Source organism: Pseudomonas lini (assembly GCF_964063345.1).
Classification (GTDB): Bacteria; Pseudomonadota; Gammaproteobacteria; order Pseudomonadales; family Pseudomonadaceae; genus Aquipseudomonas; species Aquipseudomonas lini_B.
Window position 1 is genome coordinate 3050469 of the sequence record NZ_OZ061318.1, and the last position, 17592, is coordinate 3068060.

The following is a 17592-nucleotide window of genomic DNA, read 5'->3' on the forward strand; positions in this document are numbered from 1 at the left end:
ACTTTCAGGCGACAACTATGTTGAATTTGCCGACGTCATCGCGGGCAAGCCCGCTCCCACAGGGACTTACTTAGCTCCGCCCCCCTCGCTCACATCCACCCATACTCGGCCATGGACAGCGGATCGCCGTCACCGACGATGAAATGGTCGAGCACCCGCACGTCGATCAGGTCCAGCGCCTCTTGCAGGCGCTTGGTCAGCATTCGGTCGGCCTGACTGGGGTCGGAGTTGCCTGACGGATGGTTGTGGCAAAGGATCAAAGCTGCGGCGTTATGGGCCAAAGCGCGCTTGACCACCTGACGCGGATAAACGCTGGTGCAGTCGATAGAGCCACGAAATAGAGATTCAAACGCCAGCACTCGGTGTTTCGAGTCCAAAAACAGGCAGCCAAATACCTCATGAGGCTCGTGTCGCAGCATTGACTTGAGGTAATCACGCACGATCAGCGGACTCTCCAACACTGAGCTGTGGCGCAAGCGCTCAGCCAGATGCCGACGGGCCATTTCCAACACTGCCTGCAACTGCGCAAACTTTGCCGGGCCGAGCCCCAACTGCCCGCTGAATGTCTTTAGATCGGCCTCCAGCAAGGCGCGCAGGCTGCCAAACTGATTCAACAGATGCCGCGCCAGATCTACCGCGCTTTTACCCGACACGCCGGTCCTCAAAAAAATCGCCAGCAGCTCGGCGTCCGAAAGGCTCCCCGAGCCCAACTCAAGTAACCTCTCTCGCGGCCGCTCCGCCGCCGGCCAATCACGAATACTCATAGCACCTCCCTGGAATGTGGGCGCCGCTGTTCCATAGCGGTCGCTGTGATATCGTAGCCCATCTTTTTTGCTGGCGAATTCATCCCTGGGGAGGGGGTATCGCCATGCAGTCATCAACGAAATGAAAGGCAGACCTATGCAGCGGCTGTATCGGAAACGCATCGTTCTGGGCGTCGGCGGCGGCATTGCTGCCTACAAGAGCGCCGAGCTGGTTCGCCGCCTGATCGACCAGGGCGCCGAAGTGCGCGTGGTCATGACCCGTGGCGGCAGCGAATTCATTACCCCGCTGACCATGCAGGCGTTGTCCGGGCATCCGGTCCATCTCGATTTGCTGGACCCGGCGGCCGAAGCCGCGATGGGCCACATCGAGCTGGCCAAATGGGCCGATCTGGTACTGATCGCTCCCGCCACTGCGGACCTGATCGCCCGACTGGCCCAAGGCATTGCCGACGACCTGCTGACCACGCTGGTGCTGGCCACTGACGCGGTGGTCGCGGTTGCCCCGGCGATGAACCAGGCCATGTGGCGCGACCCGGCGACCCAAGCCAACCTGCAAACCCTCGAAAGCCGCGACCTCAAAGTCTTCGGCCCAGCCTCTGGAAGCCAGGCCTGCGGCGACGTCGGCATGGGTCGCATGCTCGAAGCCACCGACCTCGCCCAGTGCGCGGCAGACTGCTTCCAGCGTCAGGCACTGACCGGCAAACACGTGCTGATCACCGCCGGCCCGACCCAGGAAAACATCGACCCGGTGCGCTACATCACCAACCACAGCTCCGGGAAAATGGGCTTTGCCCTGGCCGAAGCCGCGGTAGAAGCCGGCGCCCGCGTGACCCTTATCACAGGCCCCGTGCACCTGCCGACCCCGGATCGCGTCACGCGCATCGACGTGGTCAGCGCCCGTGACATGCTCGCCGCCTGCGAAGCGGCGATCCCTTGCGACCTATTCATCGCCTCTGCTGCGGTCGCGGACTACCGCCCGGAAGTCGTCGCCCCACAGAAACTCAAGAAAGATCCTACGAACGGCGACGGCTTGTTGCTTCAGATGGTGCGCAACCCAGACATCCTGGCCACCATCGCCACCCGTCCCGACCGTCCGTTCAGTGTCGGCTTCGCCGCCGAAACCGAACATCTGCTCGATTACGCTGCACGCAAGTTGAAAGACAAGAACCTCGATCTGATCGTCGCCAACGACGTCGCGAACCCGAGTATTGGCTTCAACAGCGAAGAAAACGCCTGCAGCGTGATCGACCGTGAGCTGCACGCCACACTCTTCGCCCAGACCAGCAAGAGCAAAATCGCTCGCCAGCTGATCACTTTTATCGCCGAACGTCTGAACCAGGTTTAATTTACATGCACGCTTTGCAAGCCAAGATCCTCGACCCACGCATCGGTACCGAATTCCCGCTGCCGCAATACGCCACGCCAGGCTCCGCCGGCCTCGACCTGCGCGCCATGCTGGAAAAAGACACCGTCATCAAGCCGGGCGAAACCCTGCTGATTCCGACTGGCCTGTCTGTCTACATTGGCGATCCAGGTTTAGCCGCGCTGATTCTGCCGCGCTCAGGCCTGGGCCATAAGCACGGCATCGTGCTGGGCAATCTGGTCGGCCTGATCGACTCCGATTACCAGGGCCCGCTGATGGTGTCGTGCTGGAACCGTGGCCAGACCGATTTCAACATGGTGGTAGGCGAACGCCTGGCCCAACTGGTGCTGGTACCGGTGGTTCAAGCGCATTTTGAAATGGTCGAAGAGTTCGTCGAAACCCAGCGCGGCACCGGCGGTTTCGGACATTCCGGCAGCCACTGATCTGATAGAGAACCCTGTGGCGAGCGAGCTTGCTCGCGCTGGGCTGCGAAGCGGCCCCAAGATTTTATGGGTGCTGCGCACCCAAGCGGGCTCCCTCACCACAAATTGCAAAGACGTCATCTGGAAGGTTTACCACTGAAAATCAAGGCATTGAACGGACAATTGCTCGCCAGTGCTGATGGCATGGCCTTTTCACACCACGAACTCTCGGTGGAAAACACCGTCATACCCTTCAGTTTGAGCCTGCAGACGAGTTTTTCGCCGGCAGGTCCAGCCACTTTCAAGATGGAGCATTCCTACAGATGAGCACCCCAGCCCAAGTCCCACCCAAGTTCCCCGACAGCATCTTCCGCGCCTACGACATTCGCGGCACCGTCCCGGAATTCTTGAACGCTGAAACAGCTTATTGGCTTGGTCGCGCCATCGGCTCCCAGAGCCTGGCCCAAAACGAACCCAACGTGTCCGTCGGCCGTGACGGTCGCCTCTCCGGCCCGGAGCTGGTCGAGCAACTGATCAAAGGCTTGGCCGACAGCGGTTGCCACGTCAGCGACGTCGGCCTGGTGCCAACCCCTGCGCTGTACTACGCCGCCAACGTATTGGCCGGCAAATCCGGCGTGATGCTCACCGGCAGCCACAACCCGTCGAACTACAACGGCTTCAAAATCGTCATCGCTGGCGACACTTTGGCCAACGAACAGATCCAGGCCCTGCACGACCGCCTCAAGACCAACAACCTGAGCAGCGGCAAGGGCAGCATCACCCAGGTCGAGATCCTCGACCGTTACAACACCGAAATCGTCCAGGACATCAAACTGGCTCGCCGCCTCAAAGTCGTGGTCGACTGCGGTAACGGCGCGGCCGGCGTGATCGCCCCGCAACTGATCGAAGCCCTGAACTGCGAAGTCATCCCGCTGTTCTGCGACGTCGACGGCAACTTCCCGAATCACCACCCGGACCCGGGCAAGCCTGAAAACCTGGTGGACCTGATCGCCAAGGTCAAGGAAACCAACGCCGACCTGGGCCTGGCCTTCGACGGCGACGGCGACCGCGTCGGCGTAGTGACCAACACCGGCAGCATCGTCTACCCGGACCGCCTGCTGATGCTATTCGCCCGTGACGTACTGGCGCGCAACGCTGACGCGGAAATCATCTTCGACGTCAAATGCACCCGTCGCCTGACACCGCTGATCAAGGAATACGGCGGTCGCCCGCTAATGTGGAAGACCGGTCACTCGTTGATCAAAAAGAAAATGAAACAAACCGGCGCCCTGCTGGCCGGCGAAATGAGCGGCCACATCTTCTTCAAAGAGCGCTGGTTCGGTTTCGACGACGGTATTTACAGCGCCGCGCGCCTGCTGGAGATCCTCAGCAAAGAGAAATCCACCGCGGAAGAGCTGTTTGCGACCTTCCCGAACGATATTTCTACGCCAGAGATCAATATCCATGTGACCGAAGAGAGCAAATTCAGCATCATTGATGCACTGCACGACGCGAAGTGGGGTGAAGGCGCCGACCTGACCACCATTGACGGCGTGCGAGTCGACTACGCCAAAGGCTGGGGCCTGGTTCGCGCGTCCAACACCACACCGGTGCTGGTGCTGCGCTTCGAGGCCGATGACGAGGCTGAATTGCAGCGCATCAAGGATGTGTTCCACGTCCAACTGAAACGCGTTGCCCCTGATCTCCAATTACCGTTTTGATCTTCTGAAGCACCCGGAGCCCTGAATGACCCTCGAACGCGAAGCCGCCGCCAACACCGCCAAGGTCCTGTCCGAAGCGCTGCCTTACATTCGCCGCTATGTCGGCAAGACGCTGGTGATCAAATACGGCGGCAACGCGATGGAAAGCGAGGAGCTGAAAACCGGCTTCGCCCGCGACATCGTGCTGATGAAAGCCGTCGGCATTAACCCGGTGGTGGTTCACGGCGGCGGCCCGCAAATCGGCGACCTGCTCAAGCGTCTGTCGATCGAGAGCCACTTCATCGATGGTATGCGCGTGACTGATGCGCAAACCATGGACGTGGTGGAAATGGTCCTCGGCGGCCAGGTCAACAAGGACATCGTCAACCTGATCAACCGTCATGGCGGCAGCGCCATCGGCCTGACTGGTAAAGACGCCGAGCTGATTCGCGCGAAAAAGCTCACTGTTACCCGTCAGACGCCGGAAATGACCCAGCCGGAAATCATCGATATTGGCCAAGTGGGCGAAGTGGTCGGGATCAACACCGACCTGCTGAACCTGTTGGTCAAAGGCGACTTCATCCCGGTGATCGCGCCAATCGGCGTCGGCGCCAACGGCGAGTCGTACAACATCAACGCCGACCTGGTGGCCGGTAAAGTGGCCGAAGCGCTGAAGGCTGAAAAGCTGATGCTGCTGACCAACATCGCCGGCCTGATGGACAAGTCGGGCACGGTTCTGACCGGCCTGACGACTCAACAGGTCGACGACCTGATCGCCGACGGCACTATCTACGGCGGCATGCTGCCGAAGATTCGTTGCGCGCTGGAAGCGGTACAAGGCGGTGTGGGTAGCTCGTTGATCATCGATGGTCGGGTGCCGAACGCGATTCTGCTGGAAATCTTCACCGACACCGGTGTGGGCACTTTGATCAGTAATCGCAAGCGTCACTGATTCAAACCTTAAAACGATCGCAGCCTTCGGCAGCTCCTACAACAGCGGATTTTCGGATGTACGAAAACTCTGTAGGAGCTAGCGAAGTCTGCGATCTTTTTTATGCGTGCAGGAAATACCTGACCTGATTGGGCGAAACGTCCGACATCGCAAAAGAATCAATCTGCATAGGATCGTCCCTGAATCCACAGGAGATCTATCCATGCAAAAAGACTATGTCCCATACGGCAGTGATGTTTCACCTGGCACCTATGCCTGCGTCGATTGCGGTCATGAGTATTCGAACCAAGCCAAAACCTCGATGCCGCCGTGCCCGCAACTCCGGAAAACCCCGCACACCCGTCATGGCTGGAAAATTCTTACCGGTCAGGGCGACGCCGCTGTTGATCCGTACCCAGAGAAAACCAGTAAACCCGTCTAGATCAAAAAAATCCCTTGTAGGAGCGAGGCTTGCCCACGAAGAGGTCATCACATCCAACATGAACGTTGGCTGTTAAATCGCTTTCGCGGGCAAGCCTCGCTCCTACAGGTCCGTGCTGTCAGACGCCGAACTGGGCGCGATACGCTTCGACGGCAGGCAAATGTTGCTTGAGCTGCGGATCATCGGCCAGGAACTCGAGAACCTGATTCAGCGAAACAATGCTGATCACCGGGATACCGAAGTCACGCTCCACTTCCTGGATGGCCGACAATTCGCCGTTGCCACGCTCCTGACGGTTCAGGGCGATCAACACGCCCGCGGCTTTGGCGCCGTCCTGGGAAGCGATGATCTGCATCACTTCACGGATGGCGGTGCCTGCGGTGATCACGTCGTCGATGATCAGCACGTCGCCAGTCAATGGCGCGCCGACCAGGCTACCGCCTTCGCCGTGGGCCTTGGCTTCCTTGCGGTTGAAGCACCATGGCAGATCACGGCCATGATGTTCGGCCAGCGCCACGGCAGTAGTCGCCGCCAACGGGATGCCTTTGTAGGCCGGGCCGAACAGCACATCGAACGAAATACCGCTCTCGACGATGGCTGCCGCATAGAAACGACCCAGCTGCGCCAGGGCAGAGCCCGAGTTGAACAGGCCGGCATTGAAGAAGTAAGGACTGGTGCGTCCGGACTTCAGGGTGAACTCACCGAAGCGCAAAACGCCACGATCAATGGCAAAACGAATGAAGTCGCGCTGATACGCTTGCATGAAAAAAACCCCAAATACCACGGATTTAGCTAATTAGGTAGACGCCGTGTATCATACCCGCACGCGATTTTTGGGGCCACTTATGCGGATCATCAGTGTGAACGTCAATGGTATTCAGGCTGCAGTCGAGCGTGGTTTGCTCAGTTGGCTGCAAGCACAGAATGCCGACGTCATCTGCCTGCAGGACACCCGCGCCTCCGCCTTTGAACTGGACGATCCAGCCTTCCAACTGGATGGCTACTTCCTTTATGCCTGCGAAGCCGAAGTTCCCGCCCAAGGTGGCGTGGCTTTGTACTCGCGGTTGCAACCGAAGGCAGTCATCAGCGGTCTCGGCTTCGAGACGGCCGACCGCTACGGGCGTTACCTGCAAGCCGATTTCGACAAGGTCAGCATCGCGACCTTGCTGCTCCCTTCGGGGCAGAACGGCGATGAAGACTTGAACCAGAAGTTCAAGCTAATGGACGACTTCGCCCGTTATCTGGATAAACAGCGACGCAAACGTCGCGAGTACATTTATTGTGGCTCGCTGTACGTGGCGCAACAGAAGCTGGATATCAAGAACTGGCGCGACAGCCAGCAATCTCCGGGCTTCCTGGCGCCTGAGCGTGCCTGGATGGACGAGATTGTCGGCAACATGGGTTATGTCGATGCCCTGCGTGAAGTCAGCCGTGAAGGCGACCAGTACAGCTGGTGGCCGGACAACGAACAGGCCGAGATGCTCAACCTGGGCTGGCGTTTCGACTACCAGATACTGACGCCGGGCCTGCGGCGTTTTGTACGCAGTGCACGCCTGCCGCGTCAGCCACGGTTCTCGCAGCATGCACCGTTGATCGTGGACTACGACTGGACGCTGACTATCTAAGCGTCTTTTCGCAGATGCAAAAAAGCCGACTTCGCTGTCGGCTTTTTTGTGGGTGATGATTTGCTTTCTGTGGGAGCGGGCTTGCCCGCGATGAGGCCGTCACAATCAACAGATGTGTTGCCTGCCAGATCGCTATCGCGGGCAAGCCCGCTCCCACAGGAAATCTTTGCTGGCTATTATTTGACCAGGCGCCAGGTGAACGGATACCGGTAAGGGAACCCTTCATTGGCTTTCACGCCCGCAATAATGGTCAATACCAATGCACCGATCGCGACCAGACCAAACAGGAAGAACCCGACGATCACCACCATCAGCAGGAAGCAGATGGCGGAAGCAATGGCGACGGTGATCTGAAAGTTCAGCGCCTCCTTGCCTTGCGCATCGATGAACGGGTCTGACTCGCGCTTCATCTGCCAGAGAATCAGCGGCCCGATCAGCGTGCCGAACGGCAGCCAGATCCCCAGCAAGGCGGACAGGTGACAAAACATCGCCCACTGACGAGCCTCTCGGCTCGGCGTGGGTAGCGGCAGTTGCTCGTCACTCATGGCATCCTCCTTGCGTGGAGCAGGTCCGATCAGTCGGCCAGTGCAGCCTTCTGCAGTTCGAAAATCTCGTTCATGCCTTTCTTCGCCAGCGCCAGCATCGCGTTCAGCTCTTCCGGCTGGAACGGCGCGCCTTCGGCAGTGCCCTGAACTTCGATGAAACCGCCAGTGCTGGTCATCACCACGTTGAGGTCAGTCTCGGCAGCCGAATCTTCCAGGTAGTCGAGGTCAAGCACAGGCTCGCCCTGGTACATGCCCACCGAAACGGCAGCGATCATTTGCTTGAGCGGGTCGCCACCTTTCAGGCCGCCGCGCTTCTTGATCACTTTCAAGGCGTCGATCAGTGCAACCATGGCACCGGTGATGGACGCGGTGCGGGTGCCGCCGTCAGCCTGGATCACGTCGCAGTCGACGTACAGGGTGACGTCGCCCAGCTTGGACATGTCCAGCGCAGCACGCAGGGAACGGCCGATCAAACGCTGGATTTCCAGAGTACGGCCGCCTTGCTTGCCGCGGCTCGCTTCACGCTGGTTACGCTCGCCAGTGGCGCGCGGCAGCATGCCGTATTCGGCGGTCAACCAACCCTGGCCCTGACCTTTGAGGAAGCGCGGCACGCCGTTCTCGACGCTGACGGTGCAGATGACTTTGGTATCACCGAACTCGACCAGTACAGATCCCTCGGCGTGTTTGGTGTAGTTGCGGGTAATGCGGATCGAGCGGAGCTGATCGGCAGCGCGACCACTTGGACGTTTCATAGGGATTACCTGTACGGAGGACGGAAAACTGCCGAGCATTATAGAGCCGTGGACCGCCCGTGGGCACTTCTAAAAAATCGCCCGACGATTGAAGCCCCTGAATAGAGCTTAGCCGACGGCCTGCAGCTCTTTGTCACAGCGTGTGTTTGGGCGCATCCGCCCCACTGCGCTACAATCCTGCGCCTTTGCTGCCTGTCGGCTTTAATTCACAGATAGCGGGTCCGCGAAACCATGGGTTACGCGCCGACCTGCATTGCGAGGTACCTCCATGGTGCACAGCATGACCGCCTTCGCCCGCGTCGAAAAAGCCGGCGTCCAGGGCACCCTGAGTTGGGAACTGCGCTCGGTCAACAGCCGCTACCTGGAACCCCACCTGCGCCTGCCGGAATCTTTCCGCGACCTCGAAGGCGCGGTCCGCGAAGCCCTGCGCCAGGAACTGTCCCGGGGCAAGCTCGAATGCACTCTGCGCTTTACCGAAGAAAGCACCGGCAAACCGCTGCAAGTGGACCGCGAGCGCGCCGCGCAACTGGTCGCTGCCGCCGAGACGGTCGCCAGCCTGATCAAGAACCCGGCCGCACTGAACCCGCTGGAAGTCCTGGCCTGGCCCGGCGTGCTGGTGGCCGATGCCGCCGACCCGCAAGCGCTGAATGCCGAAGCCCTGGCGCTGTTCCATCAGGGACTGAAAGAACTCAAGGCCGGGCGCGAGCGCGAAGGCACTGAGCTGGCGCGATTGATCAACGAGCGCCTGACCTCTATTGAAGGGGATGTGGTGATCCTGCGTGAACTGGTCCCGCAGATGCTCGCCACCCAACGCCAGAAAGTCCTCGACCGCTTCACCGACATGAAGGCCGACCTCGACCCACAGCGACTGGAACAGGAAATGGTCATGCTCGCGCAAAAGAGCGACGTCGCCGAAGAACTGGATCGCCTGAGCACTCACATCATCGAAGTTCGCCGGGTGCTCAAATCCGGCGGCGCTGCCGGTCGGCGCCTGGACTTCCTGATGCAGGAACTCAACCGCGAAGCCAACACACTGGGCTCCAAAGCCTTCGACCCGCGCAGCACGACAGCGGCGGTCAACCTCAAAGTGTTGATCGAGCAGATGCGCGAACAAGTGCAGAATATTGAGTAAGGCAAACCCGACATGACCCACAGCACCGGCACCCTGTACATCATTTCCGCCCCTTCGGGCGCGGGCAAGAGCAGTCTGGTCAAGGCCCTGACCGACGCTGATCAGGAGATCCGTGTCTCGGTCTCCCACACCACCCGTGCCATGCGCCCCGGTGAAGTCAACGGCGTGAACTATCACTTCGTCGAACGCAGCGAGTTCGTGAAGATGATCGAGCACGGGGATTTCCTCGAGCGCGCCGAAGTGTTCGGCAATCTCTATGGCACCTCGCAAAGCCACCTGCAGCAAACCCTGGATGAAGGCCACGACCTGATTCTGGAAATTGACTGGCAGGGTGCCGAGCAGGTGCGCAAGTTGATGCCCCAGGCGCGTTCGATCTTCATTCTGCCGCCGTCCCTGGAAGCCTTGCGTCAGCGCCTGAACAATCGCGGCCAGGACAGCAACGAGGTCATCGAAGGCCGGATGCGTGAAGCCGTCAGCGAAATGAGCCACTACGTCGACTACGACTACCTGATCATTAACGACGATTTCGCCCACGCGCTGCGTGATTTGCAGGCGATTTTCCGTGCCAACCAGCTGCATCAGAAGCGTCAGCAGCAGCGTAACGGAAAACTTTTGGCTGAATTGCTCGGCTAAACAGCACTTCCCAAAACTGCTGCAAGGGCTTTACATTGGCACTTATAGCGCGTTGAAGAGCCTGGTCAAAAAATCAGCGCTTCCCTAATCGCTGGTGATTTTTTAAACTGTTGAGTCCGCTCGCCCACCCGGGCAGCGCGCATATTGCATTCGCTCCGAGGAATACCATGGCCCGCGTAACCGTTGAAGACTGCCTGAACCACGTGGAAAACCGTTTTGAACTGGTCATGCTGTCCACCAAGCGTGCCCGTCAACTGGCCACCGGCGGCAAAGAGCCCCTGGTTCAGTGGGAAAACGACAAGCCTACTGTTGTAGCGCTGCGTGAAATCGCCGAAGGCCTGATGAGCTACGAGTTCATCGCCAACGCAGAAATCGTCGAAGACGAACCGCTGTTCGCAGCGTTCGAGGACGAGTCCAACGAGGCAGTATAAGCCTATGCCTGGTCGACGTAGCACGGCGCGGGGTCACAACGAACGGCAGGAATTATCATGCCGAGCATAGACGCCCTCGCCGATCGCTTATCGACCTACCTCGGCAAGGACCAGGTCAATCTGGTCCGCCGAGCGTACTTCTACGCCGAACAAGCCCACGATGGCCAACGCCGCCGCAGCGGTGAGGCGTACGTCACGCACCCACTCGCGGTTGCGAATATTCTTGCCGACATGCATATGGACCATCAGAGCCTGATGGCGGCCATGCTGCATGACGTGATCGAAGACACCGGTATTGCCAAGGAAGCGCTGCAAGCGCAGTTCGGCGAAACCGTGGCCGAACTGGTCGACGGGGTCAGCAAGCTGACCCAGATGAACTTCGAGACCAAAGCCGAAGCCCAGGCCGAAAACTTCCAGAAAATGGCCATGGCCATGGCGCGCGATATTCGCGTGATCCTGGTCAAGCTGGCCGACCGCCTGCACAACATGCGCACACTGGAAGTGCTGTCCGGCGAAAAGCGCCGGCGAATCGCCAAGGAAACCCTGGAAATCTATGCGCCCATCGCCAACCGGCTGGGCATGCACGCCATCCGCATAGAGTTCGAAGACCTCGGCTTCAAGGCCATGCACCCGATGCGTTCCGCGCGGATCAACCAGGCGGTCAAACGCGCCCGGGGCAATCGCAAGGAAATCGTCAACAAGATCGAAGAATCCCTCAGCCACTGCCTGGCCATCGATGGCATCCAGGGCGAGGTCAGCGGTCGTCAGAAACACCTCTACGGCATCTACAAGAAAATGCGCGGCAAGCGTCGGGCCTTCAACGAGATCATGGACGTCTACGCGTTCAGGATCATCGTCGACAAGGTCGATACCTGCTACCGCGTGCTAGGCGCTGTACATAATTTGTACAAACCGTTGCCGGGTCGCTTCAAGGATTACATCGCGATCCCCAAGGCCAACGGCTACCAGTCGTTGCACACCACGCTGTTCGGCATGCACGGTGTACCGATCGAAATTCAGATCCGCACCCGTGAAATGGAAGAGATGGCCAACAACGGCATCGCTGCCCATTGGCTGTACAAATCCAGCGGCGACGAGCAGCCCAAAGGCACTCACGCCCGCGCCCGTCAGTGGGTCAAAGGTGTGCTGGAGATGCAGCAACGGGCCGGCAATTCGCTGGAATTCATCGAGAGCGTGAAGATCGACCTGTTCCCGGACGAGGTCTACGTGTTCACGCCCAAAGGCCGGATCATGGAGCTGCCCAAAGGCTCAACGGCGGTCGACTTCGCTTACGCGGTGCACACCGATGTGGGCAACAGTTGCATCGCCTGCCGGATCAATCGTCGTCTCGCGCCGCTGTCCGAACCGCTGCAAAGCGGCTCCACGGTCGAGATCGTCAGCGCCCCGGGCGCACGACCAAACCCGGCATGGCTCAACTTCGTGGTTACCGGCAAAGCGCGGACGCACATCCGCCATGCGCTGAAACTGCAACGCCGTTCCGAGTCCATCAGCCTCGGCGAACGCCTGCTGAACAAGGTACTCAACGGTTTCGACAGCTCCCTGGAAAAAGTCCCGGCCGAGCGCGTGCAGGTGATGCTCCACGAATATCGCCTCGAACTCATCGAAGATTTGCTCGAAGACATCGGCCTGGGCAATCGCATGGCTTACGTGGTCGCCCGTCGCCTGCTCGGGGAAGGCGAACAATTGCCAAGCCCGGAAGGCCCGCTGGCGATTCGTGGCACCGAAGGTCTGGTGCTCAGTTACGCCAAGTGCTGCACGCCGATCCCGGGCGACCCGATTGTCGGCCACCTCTCCGCCGGCAAAGGGATGGTGGTGCACCTGGACAACTGCCGCAACATCAGCGAAATCCGCCACAACCCGGAAAAATGCATCCAGCTCTCGTGGGCCAAGGATGTCACCGGCGAATTCAATGTCGAGCTGCGCGTCGAACTGGAACACCAGCGCGGCCTGATCGCCCTGCTGGCCAGCAGCGTCAATGCAGCCGACGGCAATATCGAAAAAATCAGCATGGACGAACGCGACGGTCGTATCAGCGTGGTCCAACTGGTGGTCAGCGTGCACGACCGCGTGCACCTGGCCCGCGTGATCAAGAAACTGCGCGCCCTGACCGGGGTGATTCGCATCACCCGCATGCGCGCGTAGCCCACCCTTCACAAGGAGTCATACATGACCAAGACCGTTATCAACAGCGACAAGGCCCCGGCCGCCATCGGTACTTATTCCCAGGCGATCAAGGCTGGCAACACCGTTTACATGTCGGGTCAGATTCCTCTGGACCCAAAAACCATGGAACTGGTCGAAGGCTTCGAAGCCCAGACCGTCCAGGTGTTCGAGAACCTCAAAGCCGTGGCTGAAGCGGCCGGTGGTTCGTTCAAGGACATCGTCAAACTGAACATCTTCCTCACCGACCTGAGCCACTTCGCCAAGGTCAACGAGATCATGGGCAAGTACTTCGACCAACCTTACCCAGCCCGCGCCGCCATCGGCGTAGCAGCCCTGCCAAAGGGCTCGCAGGTTGAAATGGATGCCATTCTGGTCATCGAGTAATGTGTCCGGCGCAGCCCCTCTAATGCTGCGCCGATCTTGTTTTGAAAGGATTCCACCATGCGCCAAGCGCTAGCTCTCTCGCTGGTCGCCCTTCTCTTGGGCGGTTGTGCCAGCGACCCTGCCGACCGTGATATCAGCGGCACCTGGATCAATCAGTCGGCGATTGATGCTGCATCCAAAGGCGGCCCCCTGCGGGAAGCGCTTCAGGCCTATGGCCCGAACCTGGAATGGGACGTCAACACCAGGGCCGGTCAGGCCCGCTACACCAATGGTTTTGAAAATGTCGAAGGCAAGCTGCTGGGCGAAGAGTCCGGCGCCTGGAAAGTCGACTTTTATGGCAGCTCCGCCAGCGAGTTGAAGCGTGATGGCAAGCAACTGAGCCAGGCCGCCAACGACAACGAGCCGGAGCAAGTCTTCGACCGTGCAGCGGTCCAGGTGCCGGAAGGCGCACCGATTGGCGCGAGTTTCGAGCGGGCACTGTATTCGGCTTATATGGGCGGCAGCTGGAAAATTCTCAGCGGCCCGGGCGAAGGCAATACCGTGCAATTCCAGGCAGACGGCCAGGTTGCCGGCCTGCCCGGTGCGGATCGTTATGCCCTATGCCTGGCGGGCGATTGCGCATCGATGAGCGGCGGCAACGACAACATCTGGCTGCAGGTGAATGGCCAGGGCAATACCTGGATCTTTGCGCGCAAGGGCAAAGAACTGGAGATCTTCCAGACGGTGAATACCGCACTGGCGGACGAGATGCCTTCGTTTACGCCGGGCGATCGCAAATGGTTGCTGGAAAAGCAGTAACCCGGTTCTGAAGCCAACAGATAACCCTGTGGGAGCGGGCTTGCCCGCGATGGCGGTGTAACAGTCAACCTGGATGTTGAATGTTATGGCCTCATCGCGGGCAAGCCCGCTCCCACATCTATGGTTACCCCCTTTTCTGCAATACTGTTTGTGATGCGTGGTTGGCTTGCTTTCATCTATCCGGCGTCTGAGTGGGGACTGTGCCCCGCGCCTCGATGAGAATCGATGCCCGACGATCCTAATTAGTTGAACGGCCTTTCAGCCGTGTGGGAGCTCAGGGTTGTCGTCAGGCCGGTTGGCCGTTCACGTCATCAGTTATCCAGCATCGCAAAACCAGGTGGGTGGTGCTCGGGTGACAGCAGGGTCAGGCGTTCATTGCGCTTGGCCCTGCATCGAATTCAGTGTGGTGGGCCGCAATCGCCCAGGCGATCCTCGCCAGCTTGTTGGCCAGCGCGCAGACCACATGGTTGGAGTGATGGTGGGCCAATAGCTGCCGGACCCAGTCCGCCAGCCAGCCTTTCTGGCGGTCCAGTTGCATCAAGTAAACCCGGGCGCACTGGACAAGCAGGCGCCTCTGGTTTCGATCACCGCGCTTGCTGATGCCCAACAGGACGGTCTTGTCGCCCGTGGAATGCTGCTTGGGTACCAGCCCGATCGACGCCGAATAGCCCCGGCCGCATTTGAACTGTTTGCCATCGCCCAACTCGGCAGCCAGGACGGTGGAGGTGATCGGGCCGACACACGGCATGGTCATCAGACGCGCCGCCAGATCATCTTCGGCGGCCTGGCACTCCACGTCTTTGTCCTGCGCCTTGACCTGCTCATCCAGATAGTTGAAGTGCTTATGCAACCCCATCAGGATTTTTTTGAAGGGCTCAGAAAGTGAACTCGCTTGCAGCAGCGCCGGCAGCTCTTTGATTGATTTGAAGCCGGGGCCAGGCTGACGCCCACCTCCAGCAGGGCCGCGTGAATCCGATTGGCGGCCGCGGTGCGCTCCTTGATGAACGAGTCGCGTGTCGAGTTGAGCATGGCCAGCAACTGCTGAGCCTGGGTTTTGGGATGCACAAAGCGCATCAAGGGGCGAGTCGCCGCCTCGCAGATCGCCTCGGCATCGGCGAAGTCGTTCTTGTTGCTTTTCACGAAAGGACGCACAAGATGCGGCGCAATGAGCTTGGGCGTATGGCCCTGCTTGGCCACCTCTTGCGCCATGAAGTGGGCGCCGCCACAGGCTTCCATCACGACGGTGCAGGATTCGAGGTTCGCCAAGTGTTGAATGAGCGCCACTCGGTTAAACTTTTTGCGGTAAAGCTCATGACCACGATCATCTTGTGCATGCAGATGAAAGGTGTGTTTTCCCAGGTCGATGGCGGCAATAGCTACTTTCATGGCAACGGTCTCCGATAGGCCCCCTGCGAAAGCTTAGTGGGCGATCGCAGGGGGCGGCGGGGGTAGCCATTTCATTAGTTGTTGTGTGTAACTGGATTTCAGCAGCGGCCTTCGAGGATCGCGGCATAACCTTCGCGGAAACTCGGATACTTCGGTACCCAACCCAACGCCTTCGCCCGGGCATTGCTGCAGCGCTTGCTGCCGGCACGACGCACACTCGCATCCTCGGCCCATTCGGTCACGCCCAGATACTCACGCAACCAGCCCACCACCTCCGCCAATGACGCGGGCGCATCGTCGACGCCTATATAGTCATCATCCAGCGTCACCCCACGCCGATCTGCCTCAAGCAAAAACGCCAGCAACCCCGCCGCGTCATCGACGTGAATGCGGTTGGCGTACAACGGTGGATCGATCGCCACGCGATAACCGCGACGGACCTGGGTCAGCAGCCATTCCCGGCCCGGACCATAAATGCCGGTCAGGCGCACGATGCTGGCCGGAATGCCGCTATCACGCGCCACTTGCTCGGCCTCCAGCATCACACGCCCTGAATAGCCAGCCGCCACGGTCGGCGAGTTCTCGTCGACCCACTCGCCCTCTTGCTGGCCGTAAACGCTGCTGCTGGAAACGAATAGCAGCCGATTGGGCACTTGCCCGTAGTCGCCGAGCCATTCCAGCACGTGCTGCAAACCCTGAATATAAGCGGCGCGGTATCCGGCCTCATCGTGATCGGTAGCCGCCGCGCAATACACCAGGTAATCCACCGCTCCGATTGGCCAGGTCGCCGGGCAGTCTTTATTGAACAAGTCGCCGGCAACGCCAATCACCCCTTGGGGCAGGCGTGAGACGTTACGCCGCAAGCCGTGAACCTCCCACCCTGAATTCAACAATTGCGTGGCCAGACGACTGCCAACATCACCGCAGCCGGCGATCAAAACAGAAGGCGCGGACATCAGAAAACTCCTATCGGAAAGCTACAGACTAGCGCCGGCAAAGGACACGCGGCTAGCAATGAAGGAAAAAAAGATACTCTATTACTTTTGTTAACAAGAATTACTTGCAATAATGCACGCCACTTTTGTTCTCGGCCTCACGAGGCCTGGAAGAACATTTACCGTCTTTTCCTCTCAGGTCCGGCCAGCATGACACCCAATCAATTCCCCGCTTCGCCAACCAAACGACCTCGCGCCTGGAGCGCGGTGGCCGCCCTGCTGCTCAGCCTGATGCTGGCGCCGACCGCCGCCTTCGCTGATGCACAAGCGCCGGCCACACAGCCTGCCGCCGCTCAAACACCCGCTGCGCCTGCCGTGACACCTGCCGCGACCGATCCGGTCCAGGCCGTGGACGCCGCTGACGTACCGGAAGTCCTCGAAGCCGACAATACCTTGGGCATGGCCCATGACCTGTCGCCGTGGGGCATGTACCAAAACGCCGACATCATCGTGAAGATCGTGATGATCGGCCTGGCTATCGCCTCGATCATCACCTGGACCATCTGGATCGCCAAGGGCTTCGAGCTGATGGGCGCCAAGCGTCGTCTGCGCACTGAAATCGTTCACCTGAAAAAAGCCGCCACTCTCAAAGAAGCCAGCGCCACGGCGGCCAAGCAAGGCACCCTCGCCAACCTGCTGGTCCATGACGCGCTGGAAGAAATGCGCCTGTCGGCCAACAGCCGCGAGAAGGAAGGCATCAAGGAACGCGTGAGCTTCCGCCTCGAGCGCCTCGTCGCTGCGTGCGGTCGCAACATGAGCAGCGGCACCGGCGTACTCGCCACCATCGGTTCCACCGCGCCGTTCGTCGGTCTGTTCGGTACCGTGTGGGGCATCATGAACAGCTTCATCGGCATCGCCAAAACCCAGACCACCAACCTCGCCGTCGTAGCCCCCGGCATCGCCGAAGCCCTGCTGGCAACCGCGCTGGGTCTGGTTGCAGCGATTCCTGCGGTGGTCATCTACAACGTCTTCGCCCGCTCCATCGCCGGTTACAAGGCGCAAGTGTCCGATGCCTCGGCAGAAGTCCTGCTGCTGGTCAGCCGTGATCTCGACCACCTGCCGACCGAGCGCAGCTCGCAACCGCACATGGTGAAAGTGGGGTAAT

Annotated in this window: 17 protein-coding genes and 2 pseudogenes; 13 read left to right on the forward strand and 6 right to left on the reverse strand. The window is 59.7% G+C overall.

Going from position 1 to position 17592, the window contains the following annotated elements:
- Positions 1-89: 89 nt before the first annotated feature.
- Complete coding sequence (gene radC / locus AB3226_RS13890; RefSeq protein WP_367373458.1) at positions 90-764, reverse strand: DNA repair protein RadC; 675 nt, start codon at positions 762-764, stop codon at positions 90-92.
- Between the two features lie 136 nt (positions 765-900).
- Here radC and coaBC point away from each other — a divergent pair, with 136 nt between their 5' ends.
- The 5 genes and pseudogenes from coaBC to AB3226_RS13915 all read left to right on the forward strand — a co-directional run bounded on the left by coaBC (position 901) and on the right by AB3226_RS13915 (position 5622).
- A complete protein-coding gene (gene coaBC, locus AB3226_RS13895; protein ID WP_007894693.1) occupies positions 901-2109 on the forward strand; it encodes a bifunctional phosphopantothenoylcysteine decarboxylase/phosphopantothenate--cysteine ligase CoaBC in 1209 nt (402 codons plus the stop codon).
- 5 nt (positions 2110-2114) lie between these two features.
- Positions 2115-2570: a dUTP diphosphatase gene (gene dut, locus AB3226_RS13900; protein WP_007894692.1), complete on the forward strand. Its 456-nt coding sequence runs from the start codon at positions 2115-2117 to the stop codon at positions 2568-2570.
- A gap of 335 nt (positions 2571-2905) precedes the next feature.
- A pseudogene (locus tag AB3226_RS13905) lies at positions 2906-4270 on the forward strand (phosphomannomutase/phosphoglucomutase); the annotation flags it as partial.
- 25 nt (positions 4271-4295) lie between these two features.
- Positions 4296-5201, forward strand: a complete 906-nt coding sequence (argB, locus tag AB3226_RS13910) for an acetylglutamate kinase (protein WP_008007602.1) — start codon at positions 4296-4298, stop codon at positions 5199-5201.
- Positions 5202-5403: 202 nt separating this feature from the next.
- On the forward strand, positions 5404-5622 hold the full coding sequence (locus tag AB3226_RS13915) for a hypothetical protein (RefSeq protein WP_367373459.1): 219 nt from the start codon (positions 5404-5406) through the stop codon (positions 5620-5622).
- A gap of 118 nt (positions 5623-5740) precedes the next feature.
- Here AB3226_RS13915 and pyrE read toward each other — a convergent pair whose 3' ends face one another.
- Positions 5741-6385, reverse strand: coding sequence for an orotate phosphoribosyltransferase (gene pyrE / locus AB3226_RS13920; protein WP_007894680.1), 645 nt, complete (start codon positions 6383-6385; stop codon positions 5741-5743).
- Between the two features lie 82 nt (positions 6386-6467).
- On the opposite strand from pyrE, the gene AB3226_RS13925 reads away from it, so the two are divergent.
- Complete coding sequence (locus AB3226_RS13925) at positions 6468-7247, forward strand: exodeoxyribonuclease III (RefSeq protein ID WP_008030595.1); 780 nt, start codon at positions 6468-6470, stop codon at positions 7245-7247.
- 176 nt (positions 7248-7423) lie between these two features.
- On the opposite strand, the gene AB3226_RS13930 is transcribed toward AB3226_RS13925, so the two are convergent.
- The gene (locus AB3226_RS13930) at positions 7424-7792 is read right to left on the reverse strand and encodes a DUF4870 domain-containing protein (RefSeq protein ID WP_367373460.1); all 369 of its coding nucleotides are present in this window, start codon (positions 7790-7792) and stop codon (positions 7424-7426) included.
- A 29-nt stretch (positions 7793-7821) separates the two neighbouring features.
- A complete protein-coding gene (rph, locus tag AB3226_RS13935) occupies positions 7822-8544 on the reverse strand; it encodes a ribonuclease PH (RefSeq protein WP_030132447.1) in 723 nt (240 codons plus the stop codon).
- A gap of 268 nt (positions 8545-8812) precedes the next feature.
- Between rph and AB3226_RS13940 the strand changes: the two genes are divergently transcribed.
- From AB3226_RS13940 to AB3226_RS13965, 6 genes are all read left to right on the forward strand, one after another.
- Positions 8813-9676 (forward strand): YicC/YloC family endoribonuclease, encoded by an 864-nt coding sequence (locus tag AB3226_RS13940; RefSeq protein WP_038980731.1) that lies wholly within the window; start codon positions 8813-8815, stop codon positions 9674-9676.
- A gap of 12 nt (positions 9677-9688) precedes the next feature.
- Positions 9689-10309 (forward strand): guanylate kinase, encoded by a 621-nt coding sequence (gmk, locus tag AB3226_RS13945; RefSeq protein WP_007894672.1) that lies wholly within the window; start codon positions 9689-9691, stop codon positions 10307-10309.
- Positions 10310-10476: 167 nt separating this feature from the next.
- A complete protein-coding gene (gene rpoZ / locus AB3226_RS13950; protein ID WP_007894670.1) occupies positions 10477-10740 on the forward strand; it encodes a DNA-directed RNA polymerase subunit omega in 264 nt (87 codons plus the stop codon).
- 57 nt (positions 10741-10797) lie between these two features.
- A complete protein-coding gene (gene spoT / locus AB3226_RS13955; RefSeq protein ID WP_253546079.1) occupies positions 10798-12903 on the forward strand; it encodes a bifunctional GTP diphosphokinase/guanosine-3',5'-bis pyrophosphate 3'-pyrophosphohydrolase in 2106 nt (701 codons plus the stop codon).
- 24 nt (positions 12904-12927) lie between these two features.
- Positions 12928-13308 carry a RidA family protein gene (locus AB3226_RS13960; protein ID WP_003177257.1) on the forward strand — a complete coding sequence of 127 codons (381 nt, stop codon included), beginning with the start codon at positions 12928-12930 and terminating at the stop codon, positions 13306-13308.
- A 57-nt stretch (positions 13309-13365) separates the two neighbouring features.
- Positions 13366-14106 carry a hypothetical protein gene (locus tag AB3226_RS13965; protein WP_367373461.1) on the forward strand — a complete coding sequence of 247 codons (741 nt, stop codon included), beginning with the start codon at positions 13366-13368 and terminating at the stop codon, positions 14104-14106.
- 364 nt (positions 14107-14470) lie between these two features.
- Here AB3226_RS13965 and AB3226_RS13970 read toward each other — a convergent pair.
- Positions 14471-15492: pseudogene (locus AB3226_RS13970) on the reverse strand (IS110 family transposase).
- A gap of 98 nt (positions 15493-15590) precedes the next feature.
- On the reverse strand, positions 15591-16448 hold the full coding sequence (locus AB3226_RS13975; protein ID WP_367373462.1) for an SDR family oxidoreductase: 858 nt from the start codon (positions 16446-16448) through the stop codon (positions 15591-15593).
- Positions 16449-16637: 189 nt separating this feature from the next.
- On the opposite strand from AB3226_RS13975, the gene exbB reads away from it, so the two are divergent.
- Positions 16638-17591: a tonB-system energizer ExbB gene (gene exbB, locus AB3226_RS13980; RefSeq protein ID WP_367373463.1), complete on the forward strand. Its 954-nt coding sequence runs from the start codon at positions 16638-16640 to the stop codon at positions 17589-17591.
- Position 17592: the final 1 nt, after the last annotated feature.

What these genes read in the sequence shown, in the direction of transcription:
- radC (WP_367373458.1), bottom strand. Translation starts at nt 764, where the DNA reads ATGAGTATTCGTGATTGGCCGGCGGCGGAGCGGCCGCGAGAGAGGTTA.
- AB3226_RS13915 (WP_367373459.1), top strand. Translation starts at nt 5,404, where the DNA reads ATGCAAAAAGACTATGTCCCATACGGCAGTGATGTTTCACCTGGCACC.
- AB3226_RS13965 (WP_367373461.1), top strand. Translation starts at nt 13,366, where the DNA reads ATGCGCCAAGCGCTAGCTCTCTCGCTGGTCGCCCTTCTCTTGGGCGGT.
- pyrE (WP_007894680.1), bottom strand. Translation starts at nt 6,385, where the DNA reads ATGCAAGCGTATCAGCGCGACTTCATTCGTTTTGCCATTGATCGTGGC.
- AB3226_RS13930 (WP_367373460.1), bottom strand. Translation starts at nt 7,792, where the DNA reads ATGAGTGACGAGCAACTGCCGCTACCCACGCCGAGCCGAGAGGCTCGT.
- exbB (WP_367373463.1), top strand. Translation starts at nt 16,638, where the DNA reads ATGACACCCAATCAATTCCCCGCTTCGCCAACCAAACGACCTCGCGCC.
- gmk (WP_007894672.1), top strand. Translation starts at nt 9,689, where the DNA reads ATGACCCACAGCACCGGCACCCTGTACATCATTTCCGCCCCTTCGGGC.
- spoT (WP_253546079.1), top strand. Translation starts at nt 10,798, where the DNA reads ATGCCGAGCATAGACGCCCTCGCCGATCGCTTATCGACCTACCTCGGC.
- AB3226_RS13940 (WP_038980731.1), top strand. Translation starts at nt 8,813, where the DNA reads ATGGTGCACAGCATGACCGCCTTCGCCCGCGTCGAAAAAGCCGGCGTC.
- AB3226_RS13960 (WP_003177257.1), top strand. Translation starts at nt 12,928, where the DNA reads ATGACCAAGACCGTTATCAACAGCGACAAGGCCCCGGCCGCCATCGGT.
- rpoZ (WP_007894670.1), top strand. Translation starts at nt 10,477, where the DNA reads ATGGCCCGCGTAACCGTTGAAGACTGCCTGAACCACGTGGAAAACCGT.
- AB3226_RS13925 (WP_008030595.1), top strand. Translation starts at nt 6,468, where the DNA reads ATGCGGATCATCAGTGTGAACGTCAATGGTATTCAGGCTGCAGTCGAG.
- argB (WP_008007602.1), top strand. Translation starts at nt 4,296, where the DNA reads ATGACCCTCGAACGCGAAGCCGCCGCCAACACCGCCAAGGTCCTGTCC.
- dut (WP_007894692.1), top strand. Translation starts at nt 2,115, where the DNA reads ATGCACGCTTTGCAAGCCAAGATCCTCGACCCACGCATCGGTACCGAA.
- AB3226_RS13975 (WP_367373462.1), bottom strand. Translation starts at nt 16,448, where the DNA reads ATGTCCGCGCCTTCTGTTTTGATCGCCGGCTGCGGTGATGTTGGCAGT.
- rph (WP_030132447.1), bottom strand. Translation starts at nt 8,544, where the DNA reads ATGAAACGTCCAAGTGGTCGCGCTGCCGATCAGCTCCGCTCGATCCGC.
- coaBC (WP_007894693.1), top strand. Translation starts at nt 901, where the DNA reads ATGCAGCGGCTGTATCGGAAACGCATCGTTCTGGGCGTCGGCGGCGGC.